We start from the raw sequence: 20719 nt of genomic DNA on the forward strand, positions 1-20719 counted from the left end.
AATGAAGAAATGTTTAGTGAATATCAATACGGATTTTCTGATGTAGATGTATCTATATTTAAAACAGAAAAAGGTTTAACTAGAGAAATAGTTGAAACTATATCAAAAAAGAAAAACGAACCTAAATGGATGTTAGATTATAGACTAAATGCATTAAAAGAATTTTATCGTCTTCCTATGCCAACATGGGGAGGAGACCTTTCTGAAATAGACTTTGAGGATATTACCTATTATGTTAAACCTTCTGAAAAAACAGAGAGAAATTGGGATGAAGTACCACAAGAAATAAAAAATACATTTGAAAAATTAGGTATTCCTGAAGCTGAACAAAAATATTTAGCTGGTGTTTCTGCACAATATGAATCAGAAGTAGTTTATCACAATATGCATAAACAATTTGAAGAGTTAGGTATAATTTTTGAAGATACAGATACTGCGCTAAAAAATCATGAAGAATTATTTAAAAAATATTTTTCTAAATGCGTAGAATCAAATGATAATAAATTTTCAGCTTTAAACTCTGCTGTTTGGTCAGGAGGATCTTTTATATATTGTCCTAAAGGAGTATCAGTAGAAGCTCCTTTACAAGCGTATTTCCGTATTAATACAGAAAAAATGGGGCAGTTTGAGAGAACGTTAATTATAATTGATGAAAACTCATCATTACATTATGTAGAAGGTTGTACTGCACCTACATATTCGGCTAGTTCATTGCATGCAGCAGTAGTAGAAATTTTTGTTGGTAAAAATTCAAGATTTAGATATACAACTATTCAAAATTGGTCTACTAATGTTTATAACTTAGTAACTAAAAGAGCCATAGTTGAAGAAAATGGAACTATGGAATGGGTTGATGGAAACTTAGGCTCAAAATTAACTATGAAATATCCAGCTTGTATTTTAGTAGGTGAAGGAGCAAGTGGAAATACATTATCAATAGCTTTAGCTAGTGAAGGACAAGTATTAGATGCTGGTTGTAAAATGATTCATTTAGCTCCAAGAACATCATCATCTGTAGTATCTAAATCAATGTCAAGAAAAGGTGGTAAAGTAAATTATCGTGGTTGGATAAACTTTGGAAAGAATTCAGAAGGTTCTAGATCTAATATAGAGTGTGACACTTTAATTTTAGATGAATATTCTACATCTGATACAATACCTTATAACATTATAAATAATTCAAATGTATCTTTAGAACATGAAGCGAAAGTTTCTAAAGTATCTGAAGAACAATTATTCTATTTGATGAGTAGAGGTCTTGATGAAACTCAAGCTACTGAGATGATAGTTATGGGGTTCATCGAACCATTTACAAAAGAATTACCAATGGAATATGCAGTAGAACTAAATAGATTGATTTCATTCGAAATGGAAGGTTCAATAGGTTAATTATCTATATATTTATTATATAAATTTGATAGTAAAAATTTTTATTATATAATATAATAAATTTTTAAGGAGATTAATTAATGAATAAAAAACTTAAACAGAGCATTATATATTCTATAGTAAGTTTGGTTATTATATACGGACTATGCATTTTATTTGGTAATATAGATGGTAGAAAAGAAAGTATAATATTGTTAAGTGCTCAATATTTGTTTTGGGCTGTTCCAGCAAGCATTATTATTGGAGTAGTAAAATATTTTATTATTGATAAAAAAATAAAATAAAGCTAGATATTAGCAATATAAATAAAATACAGTAGTCGTTAATGTTAAAATAGAATTAAAATGACAACCTTATTTAAGGTTGTCATTTTTTTGTATATTAATAACGAAAAATGAGTATAGCAAGACTTTTAATACCTCTGTAAGTTTATATTTAGTAACTTACCAGTAAAAAATGATAGGCATTATTTTTTACTATTTAATACTTCTTCTTATATTTATTATACAAATTAATGATATTATTCCTAATAAATAAGTATTTGAAGAAGTAACGCCAGTATTAGGTAATTTTTTGTTGTCATCTTCTTTATTATTTAAAGTATTGTTGTTTTTCTTCATAACTTTATTGTCTATGATATTAACATAATTATCTTTATTTAAACTACTGTTTTTATTCTTATTTAAGTTATTATCTAAATAATTATTTTTTAAATTGTTCTTAGAAATATTATTTTGCTCGATATTTAAATTATTATTATTTATATTTTGATTATTCTCTTTGTTATCATTAGTGTTACTTTCTTTATTGTTAGTATCTTGTGTCCTATACTCAATCGCGTACATAGAAAAATGAGTTGTTCTGAATGTAACTACACTATTATTTGTTCCGTTAATTATTTCGTGTTCTTCTAATTTGCCGTTATTTCCTACATAATATATTGCTTTTACTTCTTTTCCTCTAACTTTTGGAATAGTAACTGTATAATTTCCAGTTGGGATTTTTACTACTTCATTTCTATATATATTAATAAATCTAATATCATAAAGATCAACATCTTTTCCTTTTAATGTTTCAATATTTTCAGAACTTATTTTTTCTACGATTAGTTTAAGATCTAAGAAATTCATACCAGTAACTCTAGAAGTTTTATTTTCATTTTCTATTGTATGTCGAGGATTATTTTCTAAAATAGATCCTTTCTCCACTAAATTGAATGTACTAACCAAATCGCAAGTTCTATGGTCATAAGGGAATTTTCCTACTACTTTATTTTTTACTACTAGTGGGAAGGTTTCAATGTCGTATTTATTATTATTTACAATTCCTACCATATAATCAACATTTGGGCGTAAATTTGTTTTAACTATTCCATCAACACTGTCAACAAGGATAGTTTCATCTTCACTAATTAATTCAAAAGTTATTTTTTCTTTAATAATTTTGTTATTGAATGATGTAGTTATTTCTACAGGAACTTTCTCTTCTTTTGGTTCTATATAATTTTCATCTTTTTTTATTACTTCAAATGTATCGAACCATCTTTGATATTCATCACCTTCATCGATAGGATAATGATTCATAAATGCGAAAATATTTTTTCTCTTCATTCCATATTTATGGTTTTCTTTTAAATAAACTTCATAAATATCATCTGCAATTAGTTCTATTTTAGGTAACATTCCATCTTTAGATACAAATTCTCCTAATGGTCGTTGTTTTGATATGTTAAAAAATATAAAAGTAAGTTCATATTTAATAGTATTTCCATTTGTATCTGCAATTTTCATTTGATTAATAGTTACTTTTTTTGAATTTTCTATTTCACATCCACAATCTTCTACTACTAATTCTTCTATTAATCTTTCATATTCATCATCTATATCTACTGGCAAGCCATCCATAAATGCATATATATTTTTCTTTTTCATAGAATATCTTTCGTTTTCTTTTAACGTTATTTCATATTCATCATCAGTAGTAAGTTTAATTTTAGGAAGTTTACCATTAATTGTTTTAAATTCACCTAATAGTAGATTTTTAGTTTTGTTGTAAAACTTAAAAGTTAGTTCGTCATTAACAATATTTCCATTTTGATCAATTATTTTTAGTTCCCTAATTGTAGATTTATTTAAATTATCAGTGTTATCTTCTAATGATACTTTTTCTTTTAAATCTACATTTAGTAGAAGCTTTTGGTTACTATCTATGTACGGCCAAGAAAGACCATCAGATCCAGTTTTTATAGTAAATGAAAATTCTTCCATTGAATACTTATTGTTATCTAATAGTTTTATTGTATAACTTACATTTTCAGCTAATTTGGCAAATATTTGTCCATCAATATTTTTAGAATTTATATTAGTCTTACCATCTGTAAATATAAATTCTAAGTCATCTTTAACTTCAGTCCCATTACTTAAAACACTTAAATATAAATTAGAAAATTTATTATTCTGTATATTATTTTCATTTTTTACGACTTTTAATGAAAGAAAAAGTTTATTTGTATTAGCTATATAAGGCGTTCCATCTTTGATAATAAAAGAAACTTGCTCAAAACTATATTTACTACTGTTTACTAGACTAACGTTATATAAAGTGTCTTCTTTAACCTTGTAAAAATCAATATAGCCATCATTTGTACTAGTAGATGAAATTACAGAATTATCTGTACTATCGGTAACATTAAATGTTAAGTTATCTGTAACTATTTCTCCGTTATTATCCAGTATCATAGGCGAAAAAGTAGCTGCGTTAGCAGTATTTTCTGATTTTAAATTAGAAAATACCATTAATAAAATTGTTATTATAAATATTAAAAATAATTTGAAATTTTTAATCATAATTTTACCTCACTATAATTAGTTTATATTTTAAGTTGAAAATTATGAGCGCTAATAACCTATTAGCTAAAAACAGTACTCCGTAGAATAAATTTATTTTTCATAATATGCCTCCTTGTATATTATTGATGTTTAATTTTTATATACTAACTTAATTAGAATCAACACTTATATTTAAAGTTACTTTTCCAGTAATTTCAGCAGGTTATCCTCCAAAATCTCCATATAAATTTCCACTATTATCTGTAAAATATATTTCATACTTTTCATTTAAAGTGCTATGTTTATTTACATTAGAAATTTCTATTTTATCATCAATAAATGATAAGTTTGGATTTTTATTTTCTCCATTTTCATCTCCACTTTGTTCTAATGGCATATTATCAAAATCTTTAAGAGGATTATTTATTAATATTTTTCCATTCTTTATATTTTCTTTATTTACTTTTATTGGGATTTCTAAATTTTCAAAGTTAAATATCCTTACTTTATCTTCTCCGTATGTTGCATCTACTGCTTCTCTTGTTGAAAAATTTTTTAACCATTCAAATTCATCTAAAGTTATGTTATCAACAAATAATGTATTTATATTTTTTAAATTTTTTATTACTGAAAAATAATTAAAATCAATATATTTCATTCTATCTATATATAGTCTATGTAATTTAGGTAAACTTTCTAATGTAGATATATCTACAATATCTGTATTTCTAATATGTAATGCTTCTAAATTTTTTAAATTTTTTAACGAAGAAATATCATTTATTGGATTATCTCTTAAATATAATGTAATTAAATTATTAAGATTATCAAGACTATTATTTAATGTGCTAATTTTATTATTGTCAAGATCTAGTCGTTTGAGATTAGTCATTTCTTTTAGTGAAGAAATATCCGTTATGTCATTGTCTTGTAAAGATAGTATCTCTAAATCTAAATTTTTAAAAATAGTTAAATCATTCAAATTTGTTTTTACTATTCGCACATCTTTTAAATTTTTATTATTAGAAAAATCAATATTTGTTAAAGGTTCTTTTTCTTTAAATTCAGGATCTTTATTTATATAATAAAAAGTTTTTAAATTAGTATTATTTTTTAAAAATGAGAAATTATCTACATTTCGTTTTAGATTTTTATTATTAAGTTCTATTTTTATTTCTTCGATATTTACTGCATATTTTAATGGCTCTAAGATACCATTTGTTATATCCCTATCTGTAATAGTTATACTTTTTAACATTGCCATATCTTCTTTTGTAAAAGTTTTATTATTTTTAGGTATATTTTTTTCATTAAATAGTTTATTTGCCTCATCTGTTAAATTTAAATATAATTTGTCGTATTTACTATACTTGTTAAATAAATTATAATAGAAGTCTTTATATTCGTCTTGAACAACATCATTATCTTCATTGTTTTCAGGGGGCTCTGTAACTGAATTTGTGCTATCTTTAACATTACTATTTTGACTTTGATTGTTAGATGAATTATTAGTTCGATTTTTTACATACGAATCATAGTAATTTTCTTTGGTTTCATTTCCATTTATATTCTTACTAGATAATTTAATCTCGTTATTATCTATTTCGTATGTTATAGTAGCTTTAATATTTTTATTTTCTATATTTTTCTGATTAGTTATTATTTTTTTTATAGACGTGGTATTTGGTAACTTTTTGTTGATAAACGTAGTAGTTAAGTCAATATCAAAAGTTTTTATTTCATCTTTATTTAATTTATCAATATTTTTATAAATAACTTCATGATTATCAATGGTTATTCTAATATTAACGTTATTAACATTTTGTAGAGGTGTTACTATAACACGTGCTTTATTTTCAGAAATTTTTACAATACTAAGTATTATTTCTTCTTGCTTGTTAGTTTGCACATTATTTGCTATAGATTTTTTAAAAAAGATGCTTTGAGGTAATATTATTGAGGTAGTTAAAATAGTGGCAGTGATAACTGTAATTTTTTTCTTAATATTCATAATCATTCTCCTAAGTATATATAAATTGTTCGTTATAATATAAACGAACTTTGCATAAATAATTAAATTATTTTGCAAATTTAATTTAGGCGAATGCTAATAACCTATTAGCAATATATATTTACCGGGAGTTTTTTAATTGTTTCATAATTACATTCCTTTCATTTCATATAACTAATGATAACTATATTATAACGGTTTCAACAGAATAAGTCAAAAACTCTTAAAATCTTTTATTTTCTTATTTTAATTTATCCAAAACAAACTGTAATATATTGTAGCTTATATTTTTTCGTAAATAGTATATTCCTTAAAAAGATAATACTTTATTAATTTTATTTTTACGGAAATATGAATTTTTTATTATTACATATAGCAGAAATATCATAATTATGATATAATATACAAAAATAAAAAGATATTTGGAGGACAAAATGAAATTTTTATCTTTTAATTATGAAGGTTTAGAATTGTATGGAGTCAAGGTAAAAAAAGAGGAAAAAGCATGGGATTTAATCAAAATATTTAAAGATTTTTCCAACGAAGAAGTTATTCCTGCCACATTAAGAGAAGCTATAGAAATTTATGGGGTAAACTTTATAGAAAAAGTTAGAAAAATTTTGAGTGAAGTTGATAAATTACCTAATAAAGAACAGTATAAAATTTCATTAAATTCAATAATTTGGCGTGCTCCTATAACAAGAACACCAAAAAATATATTTTGTGTAGGGCATAATTATCCTTCACTTATAGAAGAAATTGAAAAAGAGAGTGTAAAAACTCCCGAAGATGTTGTAATATTTACAAAGGTCGCAACGTCAATTTCAGCTAACAACGAAGTAATACCTTCACATAAAGAACTAACTAGTCAGTTAGATTACGAAGGTGAATTAGCTGTAGTAATTGCAAAACCTGGAAAAAATATTATTAAACCACTAGCATTAGATTATGTTTTCGGATATACAATTATGAACGATATTACAGCAAACGATATTCAGTATAATAGGGGACAATTTTTCTTAGGTAAATCACTAGAAAAATCTGCTGTTATGGGACCATATTTGGTTACAAAAGATGAATTTTATTCCCCAGAATCAATGAATATCGTTACTAAGGTAAATGGAGAAATTAGACAAAATGCAATGACATCAGAAATGTTATTTAGAATAGATGACTTATTAGTAGAAATAAGCAAAGTTATTCCTCTTGAACCAGCTGATATTATATCAACAGGAACACCTGCAGGAATAGGATCTGCAATGAAACCACCACAATACTTAAAAGAAGGTGATGAGATAAAAATCACTATTGAAGGTATAGGAACATTGACAACAATAATAGGAGAATAATAAAATGGCTAAAGAAAAAAAGACTAAAACAAAAGACGAGATAGAAGACAGATCGACAGCATTAAAAAATGCCATAAAAGAAATAGAAAAAAACTATGGGAAAGGTGCCATTATGGATTTAGAAGGAGATACTGCTATTAGAGTAGAAACTATCTCTTCTGGATCATTAGCTATTGATAAGGCTTTAGGGGTTGGAGGATATCCTAGAGGGAGAATAGTAGAAATTTATGGACCAGAGTCATCTGGAAAAACTACAGTAGCTCTTCATGCGATAGCTGAGGTTCAAAAACAAGGAGGTATTGCAGCATTTATAGATGCTGAAAATGCATTAGATCCTGAATATGCAAAAGCTTTGGGAGTAGATTTCTCTGCTGGGAAATTCTTTTTATCACAACCAGATACAGGAGAGCAAGCACTAGATATTACAGAAAAGCTTGTTCAATCTGGTGCTATTGATATAGTTGTAATAGACTCTGTTGCGGCATTAGTACCTAAGACAGAAATTGAAGGTGAAATAGGAGATGCATATATAGGTCTACAAGCTAGACTTATGTCACAAGCTCTGAGAAAACTGACAGGTATCATAAATAGATCAAATACTATAGCTATCTTCATCAATCAACTTCGTGAAAAAGTAGGAGTTATATATGGAAGTCCCGAAGTAACTACTGGAGGACGAGCATTAAAATTCTACTCTACTATACGTGTAGATGTGAGAAGAGGGGATGCTATTAAAAATGGTTCAGAAATATTAGGAAATAAAACAAAAATTAAAATAGTTAAGAATAAGGTTGCCCCTCCATTTAAAACGGCTGAAGTTGATATTATGTATGGGGAAGGTATATCTATTTTTGGAGAAGTTCTAGATATTGCTGCAGAATATGATATAATCAAAAAATCTGGAGCATGGTATTCATATGAAGGTGAAAAATTAGGTCAAGGTCGTGAAGCTGCAAAAAAAGTTTTAAAAGAAAATAAAGAACTTTTTGATGAAGTTTATGGTAAAGTTCGTGCAGTATTTTTACAAGACAAAAATAAAATAAATACAGAAAATGAAGGATTAGAAGAAAGTAATGAATAAAACGATATTTAAGATAGTAGTTTGGTTAATGGTTATTTCCATAATTGCTAGTGGTATTATCGCAGGAATTTATATGTTTATATAATTTTTATTTTAAGGGGTGATAAGGAGTTAAATCTTTATCACCTTTAATATGTAGTATTCAATTATTATTTGAATATTAATTATTATGATAAAATAATATTAATAATAAATATAGGAGAATAAGATGTCAATATTTATAGAAAATATGAATGATAATCAAAAAGAGGCTATTTTGACTACAGAAGGTCCTGTAATGATTATTGCAGGTGCAGGAAGTGGAAAAACGAGAGTTTTAACTAATAGAATAGCTTACTTAATTGGAGAAAAAAATATATATGAAAATAATATACTAGCTATAACTTTTACAAATAAAGCAGCAAAGGAAATGAAAGAGAGAATATATACATTAGTAGGTAGTACTACTAAATATATTTGGATACATACTTTTCACTCAATGTGTGTAAGAATATTAAGAGAACATATAGGATTATTAGGATATAGTAGGAATTTTACAATTTTGGACTCTAGCGAGCAAAAATCAATAATAAAAAATATTTTAAAAAATCTCAATTATTCGGAAGAACAGTATGAACCTCTTGCAATTTTGAAATTAATATCCAATGCAAAAAATAATTATATAAAACCTAAAGATATGGAGTTACAAGCTCGTTTTGGTTTTATGAAAATAGTATCTGAAGTATATTTTAATTATGAAAGTTACTTGAAGAAAAATAGTGTCTTAGATTTTGATGATTTATTAATTAAAGTAATTGAACTGTTTGAACAATATCCAGAAATTTTATCGAAATATCAAAATCAATTTAGATATATCCATGTAGATGAATATCAAGATACTAATGTTATACAATATAAATTAATTGCAATGCTTTCTAAAATACATAATAATATATGCGTAGTAGGGGATGATGATCAAAGTATTTATAGTTGGCGTGGCGCTAGTAGCGATAATATTAAAAATTTTGAAAAAGATTTTAAAAATACTAAATTAATATTTCTAGATCAAAACTATCGATCAAATAGTGTAATTTTAAACGCAGCAAATCAAATAATAAAAAATAATAATGATAGAAAAGAAAAGAATTTATGGTCTGATAAAAAATCAGGACAAAAGCTTCACTTATATGCCGCATATAATGATATAGATGAATCAGAATTTGTCGCTAAAAATATAAAAAAATTAGTAGCCGAAGGTATTGATTATAAAGATATTGCTGTTCTTTATCGCGCTAATTATTTATCACGTTCATTAGAAAATATGCTTTTAACTACATCTATTCCATATAAATTAATCGGTTCTTTAAAATTCTTACAAAGACAAGAAATTAAAGATATATTATCTTATCTTAATGTTTTAGTAAATAAAAATGATGAATTGAGTTTACGACGTATTATTAATGTTCCTAGAAGAGGTATAGGCCCCGCTGCTATGGAAAAAATCGAAAATTATGCTAACGCAAATAATTTATCACTTTACGAAGTATTATCACAAATTAATAATGTAGGGGTATCAAAAAAAATAACAGACAATATTAATAAATTGTATTCATTATTTGAAAAATATTCTAATGATGAGTCTTTGACAATTGATGAAATTATTGTAGGATTGTATATTGATTCTGGATATGAAAAAATGTTAAAAAATTCAAAAGATGATTATGCAGATAGTAGAATTGAAAATATTTCGGAATTAGTTACATCTGCTAAGCAATATGCAGAAATAAACAATAATATAGTTGATTATATTTCTGAAATGTCTTTAACATCTGATTCTGATGACGAAAACTCTGAAAATGCTGTGACTTTATCAACGGTTCATGCTGCAAAAGGGTTGGAATATTCTGCAGTATTTATTATTGGATTAGAAGAAAATATATTTCCATCAATAAGAGATATTGATAATTTAGAAGATGAAACTAACAAATTAGAAGAAGAAAGAAGATTAGCTTATGTAGCTGTAACGCGTGCAAAAGATAGATTGTTTTTATCACACACTAATAGACGTATGCAATTTGGTAATATTAAATTTAATGATAAATCACGCTTTATAAAAGAAATACCAGAACAATTAATTTATTTAGAAAATAGCATAAAACTAACAGATTTAAATAATTCTTATGGTGATAATAATGTATCTAATTTTATTAGTAAACTTAGCCCGAAAATAAAAGCAAAAAAAAGTACACTTAATAGTGTAGATTATAGGCTAAATGATAGTGTCAGTCATAAAAAGTTTGGAACAGGTATAGTTACAAAAATAGATAATAATGCTGTTACTGTTGATTTTGATAACTACGGAACAAAAATTTTATTATTAGAATATGCAAATTTAGTTAAGGAGTAATATTTTATGAATAAAATAAAAATTCAAGAAGAAATAAACAACTTGGTAAATCTGTTAAATAAATATTCTTATCAATATTATGTAGAAGATAATCCTGAAATTAGTGATACTCAATATGATTTTCTTTATAAACAACTAGAAAAATTAGAACAGGATTATCCTGAATATATTTTAAAAAATTCTCCTACAAAAAGAGTAGGGGACAAAATACTAAGTGAATTTGAAAAAATTGAGCATACAACTCCTATGCTAAGTTTATCAAATACTTTTTCTGTAGAAGATTTATTAGATTTTGATAATAGAATCAAAAAATTATTAAACACAACTAATGATATTGAATATATATGCGAATTAAAAATTGATGGTTTGGCAGTAACTTTAACATATGAAAATGGTGAGCTAGTTTCGGGAGCTACTAGAGGTGATGGTGTTATAGGAGAAGATATTACAGAGAATATTAAAACGATAATTTCTATTCCTAAACAATTAAATGAACAGGTAAATATAGAAGTTCGTGGAGAAGTATATATGCCTAAAAAGTCATTTTATTTAGTTAATGAACAACGCAAAAAAGATAATGAACAATTATTTGCAAATCCCAGAAATGCAGCTGCAGGTTCTATAAGACAACTAAATTCTAAAATTACAGCTACTAGGAAATTATCTGCATTTATTTATACAATAGTTAATAATACAGAAGATAATCAATTTAATTCTCTAAATAGAATAAAACAACTAGGGCTACCTATAAATAATAATTTTAAAATATGTAAAAATATTGAAGAGGTCACTAATTATATAAATTATTGGGAAAAAAATAAAGAACATTTATCTTATGAAATAGATGGTATTGTTATAAAAGTTAATGATAGAAATTTTCAAGAACACCTTGGGTTTACACAAAAAAGTCCTAAATGGGCAACTTCTTATAAATTTGCTGAAGAAGAAATAGCAACAAAAATTATTAATATAGAGCTAAGTGTGGGAAGAACAGGAATAATAACTCCAGTGGCTAATTTGGAACCAGTAAAAATATCAGGTTCTACAGTATCTAAAGCTTCTCTTCATAATAAATATATTATTGATGAGTTGGACATTCATATAGGAGATACAGTAGTAGTAAAAAAAGCAGGAGAAATTATACCTAAAGTAATAAAAGTAATTTCAGAACTTCGTAATTCTAATAGCGAAAAATATAATTTTCCTACAAATTGTCCTTCTTGTAATAGTGTTTTAATATCCGAAGAAGATAATCCTTTTGTTCGTTGTCAAAATTTGGACTGCCCAGAACAAAACATAAGAAAAATTATTTACTTTGCTAGTAGAGATGCTATGAATATAGATGGTCTTGGCGATAAATTAATTATTCAAATGTATAATAATAACATAATAAAAAATGTTATTGATTTATATAGTTTGGATGAAGAAGGATTACTTAAGTTGGAACGTATGGGCGAAAAATCTGTAAATAACTTATTAAATTCTATAGAAAATTCCAAGAATGCAGAATTAGATAAAGTAATTTATTCATTAGGAATTCTAAATATTGGTAAAAAAGCAAGTACTATATTAGCTAAAAAGTATAAATCATTACCAAATTTTTTAGATGCAAGATATGAAGAATTAGTAGAACTTGACGATATAGGAAACATTTCTGCACAATCTATAGTAGATTATTTAGAGTTAGATGATAATATTAATTTAATTAATAATCTTATAAACATAGGAATAAATCCAATTTATGAAGAAAATGAAGTGTCAGAAAATATGTTTAGCAATAAAACTGTGGTATTAACAGGAAAACTAAATGAACTAACACGAAATGAAGCAAAAAAATATTTAGAATCAGTCAATGCAAAAGTAACTAGTTCTGTTACAAGTAATACGAATTACCTAATTTGTGGTGAAAAAGCTGGCTCAAAGTTAAAAAAAGCACAAGAATTAAATATTCCTATTTTATTTGAAAATCAATTTATCAACATAATAAGAGGAGATAATAATGAATAATATAAATAAAGATAAAATACCTTATAAATTATTCGCTATCGTTGTTAGTGTTGTAGCAGTTCTAACTTTTTTAATTATGAATTATAATCCTGTACCTATTACATTTATATTCTTTACAATAAAAGTTCCTTTGACATTACTATTTTTTATATTAATGCTTTTTGGAGGATTTATTGCTACACTATACTGGAAAAATAAATATCAAGAATTAAAAAATAAACTAGAAAGAACTGAAAAGCTATTGTTCACAAAGGAACAATTAGAGAATAATAAGGATAGAGAAATCATTGATAATGAGGAACAAAACAATGGGATTGAAATATAATTGGATACTTCCTAAATATAAAGAAACAGAAGTAGAAACTATAAAAAAAGGTTATAATCTTTCAGATAATACTTCAAAAATATTAGCAAATAGAAACTTAGTAGAGCATAAACAAATTAAAGAAATTTTAGTAGGTGACTTTGAAGAAGGATTTGATCCATATTTAATGTATGATATGAATAAGGCTGTTGAACGTATTAATATTGCCATAGACAATGAAGAAAAAATATTAGTTTATGGTGATTATGATGCAGATGGTATAACATCAACTGTTTTATTATTAGAAACTTTATCATCGTTAGGAGCTGATGTTTCATCATATATTCCCAATCGTTTTACAGAAGGGTATGGACCAAATAAAGATGCATTTGCTAATATTATAGACTCTGGAATAACTCTAATAATTACAGTTGATAACGGAATTGCTGCTATTGATGAAGTAGAATATGCAATTAATAGGGGTTGTGATGTTATTATTACTGATCATCACAAAATTCAAGATGTTATGCCCAATGCTTACGCCATAATACACCCTGAGCATCCTAAAGGAGATTATCCTTTCGGTAAACTTGCTGGTGTTGGAGTTACCTTCAAACTAGCTCATGCTTTGCTAGATATTTATCCAGATTTCTTTTTAGATTTAGTTGCAATAGGAACTGTTGCTGATTTAGTCCCGATAACTTCAGAAAATCGTATTTTTGTTAAACAAGGTCTAAAAATTATAAATGAAGATACAAGGGTTGGCTTAAAGTTACTGTTAGATATAGCGGGACATCAAGGTAAAATTGATGAACAAACTATCGGATTTACTATTGCTCCTAGATTAAATGCTATAGGTAGAATATCAAGTGCCAAAGAAGGTTTATTATTTTTATCAACAGAAAATATAACCGAAGCACAGAAATTAGCACAAAAAATAGATGATTACAATAGTGAAAGAAAAGCAATTACAGATAATATTTTAAATAATATAGAAAAATTAATAGCTGAAAAAGAAGACAAATCTTTATTAGTATTAGCAGGAGATTTTCACGAAGGTGTGCTTGGAATAGTAGCTTCTAACATTGTAGAAAAATATAAGAAACCTACATTAATAATGAATATCGAAGATAATAAATTAAAAGGATCCGCTCGTAGTATTTTAAATTTTAACATTTATGAAGCTATGAATAAAATAAGTAACCTTTTTACAGCATTTGGAGGACATAGTATGGCCGCTGGATTTTCTACAACATTAGAAAATTTAGAAGAAATAGAACAAAAATTAAATGCGTTGTATGAGGAATACTTAGCTAACGAAACATCACTAAAAAGTGATAAAAAAATTGATTTATTAGTTAACAATGATGAGATTAGTTATCAGCTTTTGAATGATATAGATACATTAAAACCATTTGGGATTAACTTTGAAAAACCTGCTATACTTATACAAAATACAACAATAATCGAAAAAATAGGGTTTGGTAGTGAAAAACAATATTTAAAATTAGTTACAGGATCTGATATTGATAGGCTAGAATGTATTAGTTTTCGTGATAATGAAATTTATAATGAATTAGAAGTAGGGGATACTGTTGATGTTCTATGTAATATTGATAAAAATTATTTCAATGGAAGAACTAAATTACAAGCACATTTGATAGATATAGATAAAAAACAATATTTATTTCATGATATGAGAAAAAGTAATATTTCTACACTAAATAGCGAAGAACTAAAATTATCAAAAAGTTTTGTCGATCATAAAAATAATTATTATAAATTTAATGAAATAAACTTACTAACACAAAAGTACAATGTAATAAATATTTTAGATGTACCTATTACTAAAAAACAACTTCAAAATATTATAAATTTACAACCACAAAAAATTAATATTTTCTGTAAAAATAATACTATCAGCCAAAAATACAAAATAAATAAAGAAAGATTAATTAAACTCTTTAATTTAATGTTGAAAACAGAATCATTAGAATTAAATACCAATACAAAAATAAAGCAAATTTTAGAGCTACTTAATACCAATATAGATAGTTTAAAATTAATGATAAATATTTTATCAGAATTAAGTTTAGTAACTATAAACAAAAATATTGTAAATATTAATAAAAACTTTAAAACTATTGATTTAAATAAATCTACTACATATAAATCTCTTATGGAGGGCTTGTATATAGAAAATTTATTATTAAATGAAAGTATTCAAACTATCAATGAAGTTTTGACAAAAAATAATAACTAAACATAACTAATAAATACCATATTAATTATGGTATTTATTTTGTTTATAGTGTATAATAAAAATGCATATTTTTTATTTATAAATAATATGTTTATTAATAAACTTTATTTAAAATTAGGAGATTGGAATGGATTTAAAAAATTACATATCTATAGTTGAAAATTGGCCGAAAGAAGGAATTAGTTTTAAAGATATAACAACACTTATGGCTGATGGTAAAGCATATAAATATGCCACAGATAAAATTGTAGAATATGCTAAGGAAAAACAAGTAGATGTTGTAGTAGGGCCAGAAGCTCGTGGATTTATTATTGGATGTCCGGTTGCATACTCTTTAGAAATAGGTTTTGTTCCTGTTAGAAAACCTAATAAATTACCTAGAGAAGTTATAAGCTATGAGTATGACTTAGAGTATGGTAGCAATACTTTGACTATGCATAGTGATGCAATAAAACCAGGGCAAAGAGTTTTAATTACAGACGATTTATTAGCTACCGGTGGAACGATCGAAGCAACAATTAAATTAGTAGAAAAATTAGGAGGAATAGTTGTCGGAATTGCATTTATTATTGAACTTGATGGACTAAATGGTCTTGATAAATTAAAAGGTTATGATGTTTTAACTTTATTAAAAATGTAACGACAAAATTATAAAATATGGGTTTTAAATTATTAGAAAAGAAATTTTTAAAAAATATTAATAGTACAGCTTATAGATACATTCATGAAAAAACTAAAGCACAACTAATATATTTTCAAAATGATGATATTAACAAATCTTTTAGTATATCTTTTAAGACGATACCTTATAATGATAATGGTATTTTCCATATTTTAGAACACTCTGTACTTTGTGGATCAGAAAAATATCCTGTAAAAGAGCCTTTTGTAGAATTAATAAAAGGTTCTTTTAATACTTTTATAAATGCTATGACATTTCCTGATAAAACAATGTACCCTGTGTCATCTAAAAATGAAGAAGATTTAAAATTACTAATGGATATATATTTAGATGCTGTATTTAATCCGAAATTGGTGACTAATGATAATATTTTAAAACAAGAGGGATGGCACTATCATTTAGAAGATAAAAAAGAAACTATGGAATATAGAGGAGTAGTTTATAATGAAATGAAAGGTGTATATTCATCTGTTGATGAAATCATAGATATGCATATTTCGGAATCATTATATGAAAATACTCCGTATCAATATTCTTATGGTGGGAAGCCCAACTCTATTCATTCAATTACACAAAAAGAATTTGTAGATACATATAAATACAATTATCATCCTAGTAATAGCTATATTACTCTTTACGGAAATTTAGATATTACAGAATCATTATCTCAAATAGATACATATTTAAATAAATATGATTTTAAAGACTACAGTGATTATAAATTGAAAGAACAAATATTAAAAGAGGAAGTTACTAAAGAAGCTACCTATTACAACGAAGATCCGAAGAACAAACATTATGTTGCAATAAACTATATAATTGGAAAAAGTAACGATTATAGTACTATAAATAGTATTGATTTAATAGATGAAATATTAATGGGAAATAGTAACTCGCCATTTAGAAAATATTTTATAGATAATAATATTTGTGAAGATGTGTATGGATATATGCAACGTGATAAATTACAAGTTAGTTACTCAGTAATATTTAAAAATGTAGAAGATAGCTATGTTAACAGCATAAGTAAACTTTACAAAGAACAATTAGAAAAAATTCTAAAAGAAAAATTTGATAAAGAACAAATTCAAGCGATAATAAATAAAAACCGTTTTATCGCTAAAGAAGAAGTTAATAAAGTTAGTTCTCCTAAAGGCGTTAATTATGCTATTAGAGCGCTAAGAAACTGGTTAGATAATGAGAATCCTTTGGATATGTTTGATTATGATTACTTTATCGATATATTACAAAATAATTTAGAAGAAAATAAATATGAAGAAATAGCAGAACAATATTTATTAAATAATAATCAAAAATCTATAGTATTGTTGAGAGCAGAAAATGTAAAAAAGATAGAAGATGATTTGACTGATTATCAAGATTCTCTATCTAACGAAGAAATAGATAAAATTATTGAAGATACTAAAAAACTTATTTCTTGGCAAAATAGTACAGATAAAAAAGAAGATTTAGAAAAGATAAAAAGTGTTGATGCTAAGAAAATAAATTTAAAAAAACCATATACAGATACTGTTTTTGAAAAAATAGATGATATAAACTATGCACATTATAATATAGAAACTAATGATATATTATATTCAAAATTCTTATTTGATATAACTTCGTTTGATAAGAAACAGATTCAATATGCTTCTTTACTAAGTTATTTATTATTCAATATAAATACTACAAATAAAACAGAATTAGAAGTTGCAAAAGAGATTGATTTTAATTTAGGTAATATTAGCTCTAGTATTAATATTTTTAAAAATGATAAAACTAACAATATTAATATTAAGTTTGTTATATCTGCCAAAAATCTTATTGATAAGACTGATAAATTATCTGATATTTTGTTAGAAAATACTCTAAATAGTGATTTTAGTAATAAACAAGCAATATATAATATATGTTTAGAACTTAAATTAATGTTAGAAAGCCGTTTTAAAAATTATAGTCATTCTTTTATCAATAAACGTATAGCTAGTTATAATTCTTTACATAACAAAATTTCAGAGTATATTTCGGGATATGATTTTTATAAGTTTATAGAGAATATATTAGAAAATTTTGAAAATAGTTTTGAAGAATTACAAAATATTTTGAATATAACTAAATCTAGCATCTTTAATAAAAATGCATTATTAATAAATATAGTTGGAAATGATTCAATATATAAAGAATCTAGAGAACATATAAAAAAATATGTAAACAACCTTGGTAATAATTCTTCTTTATCAGATAATACTCCTATAGTATTAAGTCCTAAAGAAAAAAATTATGCTGAAGCATTTTATTTTGATACGTTAGTTCAATATGTAGGGGTAGGTTATAATATTAATGAATACAGTGGATCTTTATTGGTGCTTAGACACATTTTAAATTACGATTATTTATGGAATAGAATTAGAGTTAAGGGTGGAGCTTATACTGCTGGAGTAACTATTAATAAATATGGAGAAGTAGGTTTTTGGTCTTACCGAGATCCAAATCTTAAAAATACATTAGAAAATTATTTTAATGTAGGCACATATATAAAAAATATAAATTTTGATGATAAAACATTAAATAAATATATTATAGGAACTTTAAATGCATTTGATCAATTACTGTCTCCAGCTGAAAAAGCTGCTATTTCACTATCTAATAAACTAACAGATAGTGATACTAATCTTTTTGATAAATTAGTATCGGAAATTAAAAATACGACAGTAGATGATTTAAGAATGTTAGCAAATTTATTTGATAATAGAGAAAATAATAGTTATAAATGTATTATCGGATCAAAAGAAATTATAGAAGCAAATAAAAACTTATTTTCATCAATTAAAGAATTAAATTAGAAAGGGTAATATGCGAGTTAGAAATAGAGCTAATGCAAAAGAAAGATTAGAAAATAACAGCAATGTGTTTGTAGAACCTACACACAAAAAAGGGATATGGAATGATGTATTTAAAAATACCAATCCTATTCATCTAGAAATAGGTACAGGAAAAGGAAAGTTTATATTTAATCTTGCTAAGAAGTATCCTAATATAAATTTTATAGGTCTAGAAACACAACCTACTGTACTAAGTTTTTTACTTGATAAGATAGAAATTGAAAATATAGAAAATTTAAGACTTATATTGGCTGATGCTAGTAATTTAACTGAATATTTCGCCAATGGAGAAATTAGTAAAATATACTTAAATTTTTCGGATCCTTGGCCTAAAACTAGACATATAAAACGTCGACTAACTTTTAAAACATTTTTAGATCAATATGAACAAATTTTGAATGGTAGTAAACGAATAGCTCAAAAGACAGATAATCAAGGATTATTTGAATATAGTTTAGAAAGCATGAGTAATCACGGTTTTGTTATTGATAAAATATCATTAGATTTAACAAATAGTAAATATGAAGAAGATAACGTTCATACTGAATATGAGGACAAATTTATTACAAAAGGTAATAATATTTATTATGTAGAGGTTGTTAAAAATAAATAATGAAAAAAATAATTTTATTATCGGTAGCTATAACTATATTTTTAATAGTGTATTTGTACTTCAATAATAATCAATCTAATGTATATAATAATACTTATGTTGAAGAAAAAATAATATCAAAAAATGCAGATGTTCAAAATATAGTAAGAGAAGATTTATGGACAAACAACGCTGATAAGAGAATATATGGAGTAATAACTGCACCTAAAAATTATAAAGAATTAAAATTACCTACAATAATTTATTCTCATGGATTTAACAATACTCACTCATATGGCGATTTTTATGCGAATGAATTAGCTAAATTAGGTTATATTGTTTATAGTTTTGATTTTTCTGGTGGTAGCCCACGAAGTAAAAGTGATGGAGATATTTTACAAATGTCTGTTTTTACAGAACAAGATGATCTTAATGCCGTTTTAAATAATATGTTAAGTCAAAATTTTGTAGATAAAAATAATTTATTTTTACTTGGAGCTAGTCAAGGAGGAGTTGTATCTACTTTAGTTGCAGCAGAAAACAATGACAAAATAAAAGGATTGATTCTTTTATATCCTGCATTTGTTTTATTTGATGATGCTAAAAATTTATTTATTAGTGTTGACGAAATACCTGAAATTTATAATCATAAAGGTAATAGTGTTGGAAAAGTATGTTTTGAAAAAACAATTGATTATGATATATACGAAACTATTGAACAATATAAAAATCCTACATTAATTATACACGGTAATAAAGATAATATAGTCCCGTTATCCTATTCAGAAAAGGCTGTAAATACTTTTGAAAATGCAGAATTAAAAATAATAAAAGGAGCTAATCATATTTTTACAAATAAGGATAACTTAGAATCCTTGCCGTATATAAAAACATTTTTAAAAGAAAATATAACATAATTAATGTAATTTATTGTGTTGGATATTG

The 20719-nt window shown here is 25.2% G+C and carries 15 protein-coding genes; 13 read left to right on the plus strand and 2 right to left on the minus strand.

Translation table 11 applies throughout. The features are described 5' to 3' along the window. Positions 1–9: 9 nt before the first annotated feature. Both sufB and AC1XWJ_RS01330 read left to right on the plus strand, forming a co-directional pair. On the plus strand, positions 10–1389 hold the full coding sequence (sufB, locus tag AC1XWJ_RS01325; protein WP_483334269.1) for a Fe-S cluster assembly protein SufB: 1380 nt from the start codon (positions 10–12) through the stop codon (positions 1387–1389). An 80-nt stretch (positions 1390–1469) separates the two neighbouring features. Continuing rightward, positions 1470–1673 carry a hypothetical protein gene (locus tag AC1XWJ_RS01330; protein ID WP_483334025.1) on the plus strand — a complete coding sequence of 68 codons (204 nt, stop codon included), beginning with the start codon at positions 1470–1472 and terminating at the stop codon, positions 1671–1673. Positions 1674–1865: 192 nt separating this feature from the next. Here AC1XWJ_RS01330 and AC1XWJ_RS01335 read toward each other — a convergent pair whose 3' ends face one another. After that, entirely contained in the window at positions 1866–4235 is a 2370-nt protein-coding gene (locus AC1XWJ_RS01335; protein WP_483334026.1) for a hypothetical protein, read from the minus strand. A gap of 205 nt (positions 4236–4440) precedes the next feature. After that, the gene (locus tag AC1XWJ_RS01340) at positions 4441–6228 is read right to left on the minus strand and encodes a leucine-rich repeat domain-containing protein (RefSeq protein WP_483334028.1); all 1788 of its coding nucleotides are present in this window, start codon (positions 6226–6228) and stop codon (positions 4441–4443) included. Between the two features lie 434 nt (positions 6229–6662). Here AC1XWJ_RS01340 and AC1XWJ_RS01345 point away from each other — a divergent pair, with 434 nt between their 5' ends. From AC1XWJ_RS01345 to AC1XWJ_RS01395, 11 genes are all read left to right on the plus strand, one after another. Beyond that, positions 6663–7577 (plus strand): fumarylacetoacetate hydrolase family protein, encoded by a 915-nt coding sequence (locus tag AC1XWJ_RS01345; protein ID WP_483334029.1) that lies wholly within the window; start codon positions 6663–6665, stop codon positions 7575–7577. Between the two features lie 4 nt (positions 7578–7581). Continuing rightward, complete coding sequence (gene recA, locus AC1XWJ_RS01350) at positions 7582–8658, plus strand: recombinase RecA (protein ID WP_483334030.1); 1077 nt, start codon at positions 7582–7584, stop codon at positions 8656–8658. Further along, positions 8651–8743: a stressosome-associated protein Prli42 gene (gene prli42, locus AC1XWJ_RS01355; protein WP_483334032.1), complete on the plus strand. Its 93-nt coding sequence runs from the start codon at positions 8651–8653 to the stop codon at positions 8741–8743. Before recA ends, prli42 begins: the two co-directional genes overlap by 8 nt. A 123-nt stretch (positions 8744–8866) precedes the next feature. Continuing rightward, positions 8867–11044: an ATP-dependent helicase gene (locus tag AC1XWJ_RS01360; RefSeq protein WP_483334033.1), complete on the plus strand. Its 2178-nt coding sequence runs from the start codon at positions 8867–8869 to the stop codon at positions 11042–11044. Between the two features lie 6 nt (positions 11045–11050). Further along, on the plus strand, positions 11051–13051 hold the full coding sequence (ligA, locus tag AC1XWJ_RS01365; protein ID WP_483334034.1) for an NAD-dependent DNA ligase LigA: 2001 nt from the start codon (positions 11051–11053) through the stop codon (positions 13049–13051). Next, positions 13044–13376 carry a LapA family protein gene (locus tag AC1XWJ_RS01370; protein WP_483334035.1) on the plus strand — a complete coding sequence of 111 codons (333 nt, stop codon included), beginning with the start codon at positions 13044–13046 and terminating at the stop codon, positions 13374–13376. The genes ligA and AC1XWJ_RS01370 overlap by 8 nt, the downstream gene beginning before the upstream one ends. Then, positions 13360–15618, plus strand: a complete 2259-nt coding sequence (gene recJ / locus AC1XWJ_RS01375; protein WP_483334036.1) for a single-stranded-DNA-specific exonuclease RecJ — start codon at positions 13360–13362, stop codon at positions 15616–15618. Before AC1XWJ_RS01370 ends, recJ begins: the two co-directional genes overlap by 17 nt. A 127-nt stretch (positions 15619–15745) precedes the next feature. Further along, a complete protein-coding gene (locus AC1XWJ_RS01380) occupies positions 15746–16258 on the plus strand; it encodes an adenine phosphoribosyltransferase (RefSeq protein WP_483334038.1) in 513 nt (170 codons plus the stop codon). Positions 16259–16275: 17 nt separating this feature from the next. Next, positions 16276–19143, plus strand: a complete 2868-nt coding sequence (locus AC1XWJ_RS01385; protein WP_483334039.1) for an insulinase family protein — start codon at positions 16276–16278, stop codon at positions 19141–19143. A gap of 10 nt (positions 19144–19153) precedes the next feature. Beyond that, entirely contained in the window at positions 19154–19795 is a 642-nt protein-coding gene (trmB, locus tag AC1XWJ_RS01390; RefSeq protein ID WP_483334040.1) for a tRNA (guanosine(46)-N7)-methyltransferase TrmB, read from the plus strand. Beyond that, the gene (locus tag AC1XWJ_RS01395; protein WP_483334041.1) at positions 19795–20691 is read left to right on the plus strand and encodes an alpha/beta hydrolase family protein; all 897 of its coding nucleotides are present in this window, start codon (positions 19795–19797) and stop codon (positions 20689–20691) included. Before trmB ends, AC1XWJ_RS01395 begins: the two co-directional genes overlap by 1 nt. Positions 20692–20719: the final 28 nt, after the last annotated feature.

The organism is Gemelliphila sp. 1F1, assembly GCF_056897515.1.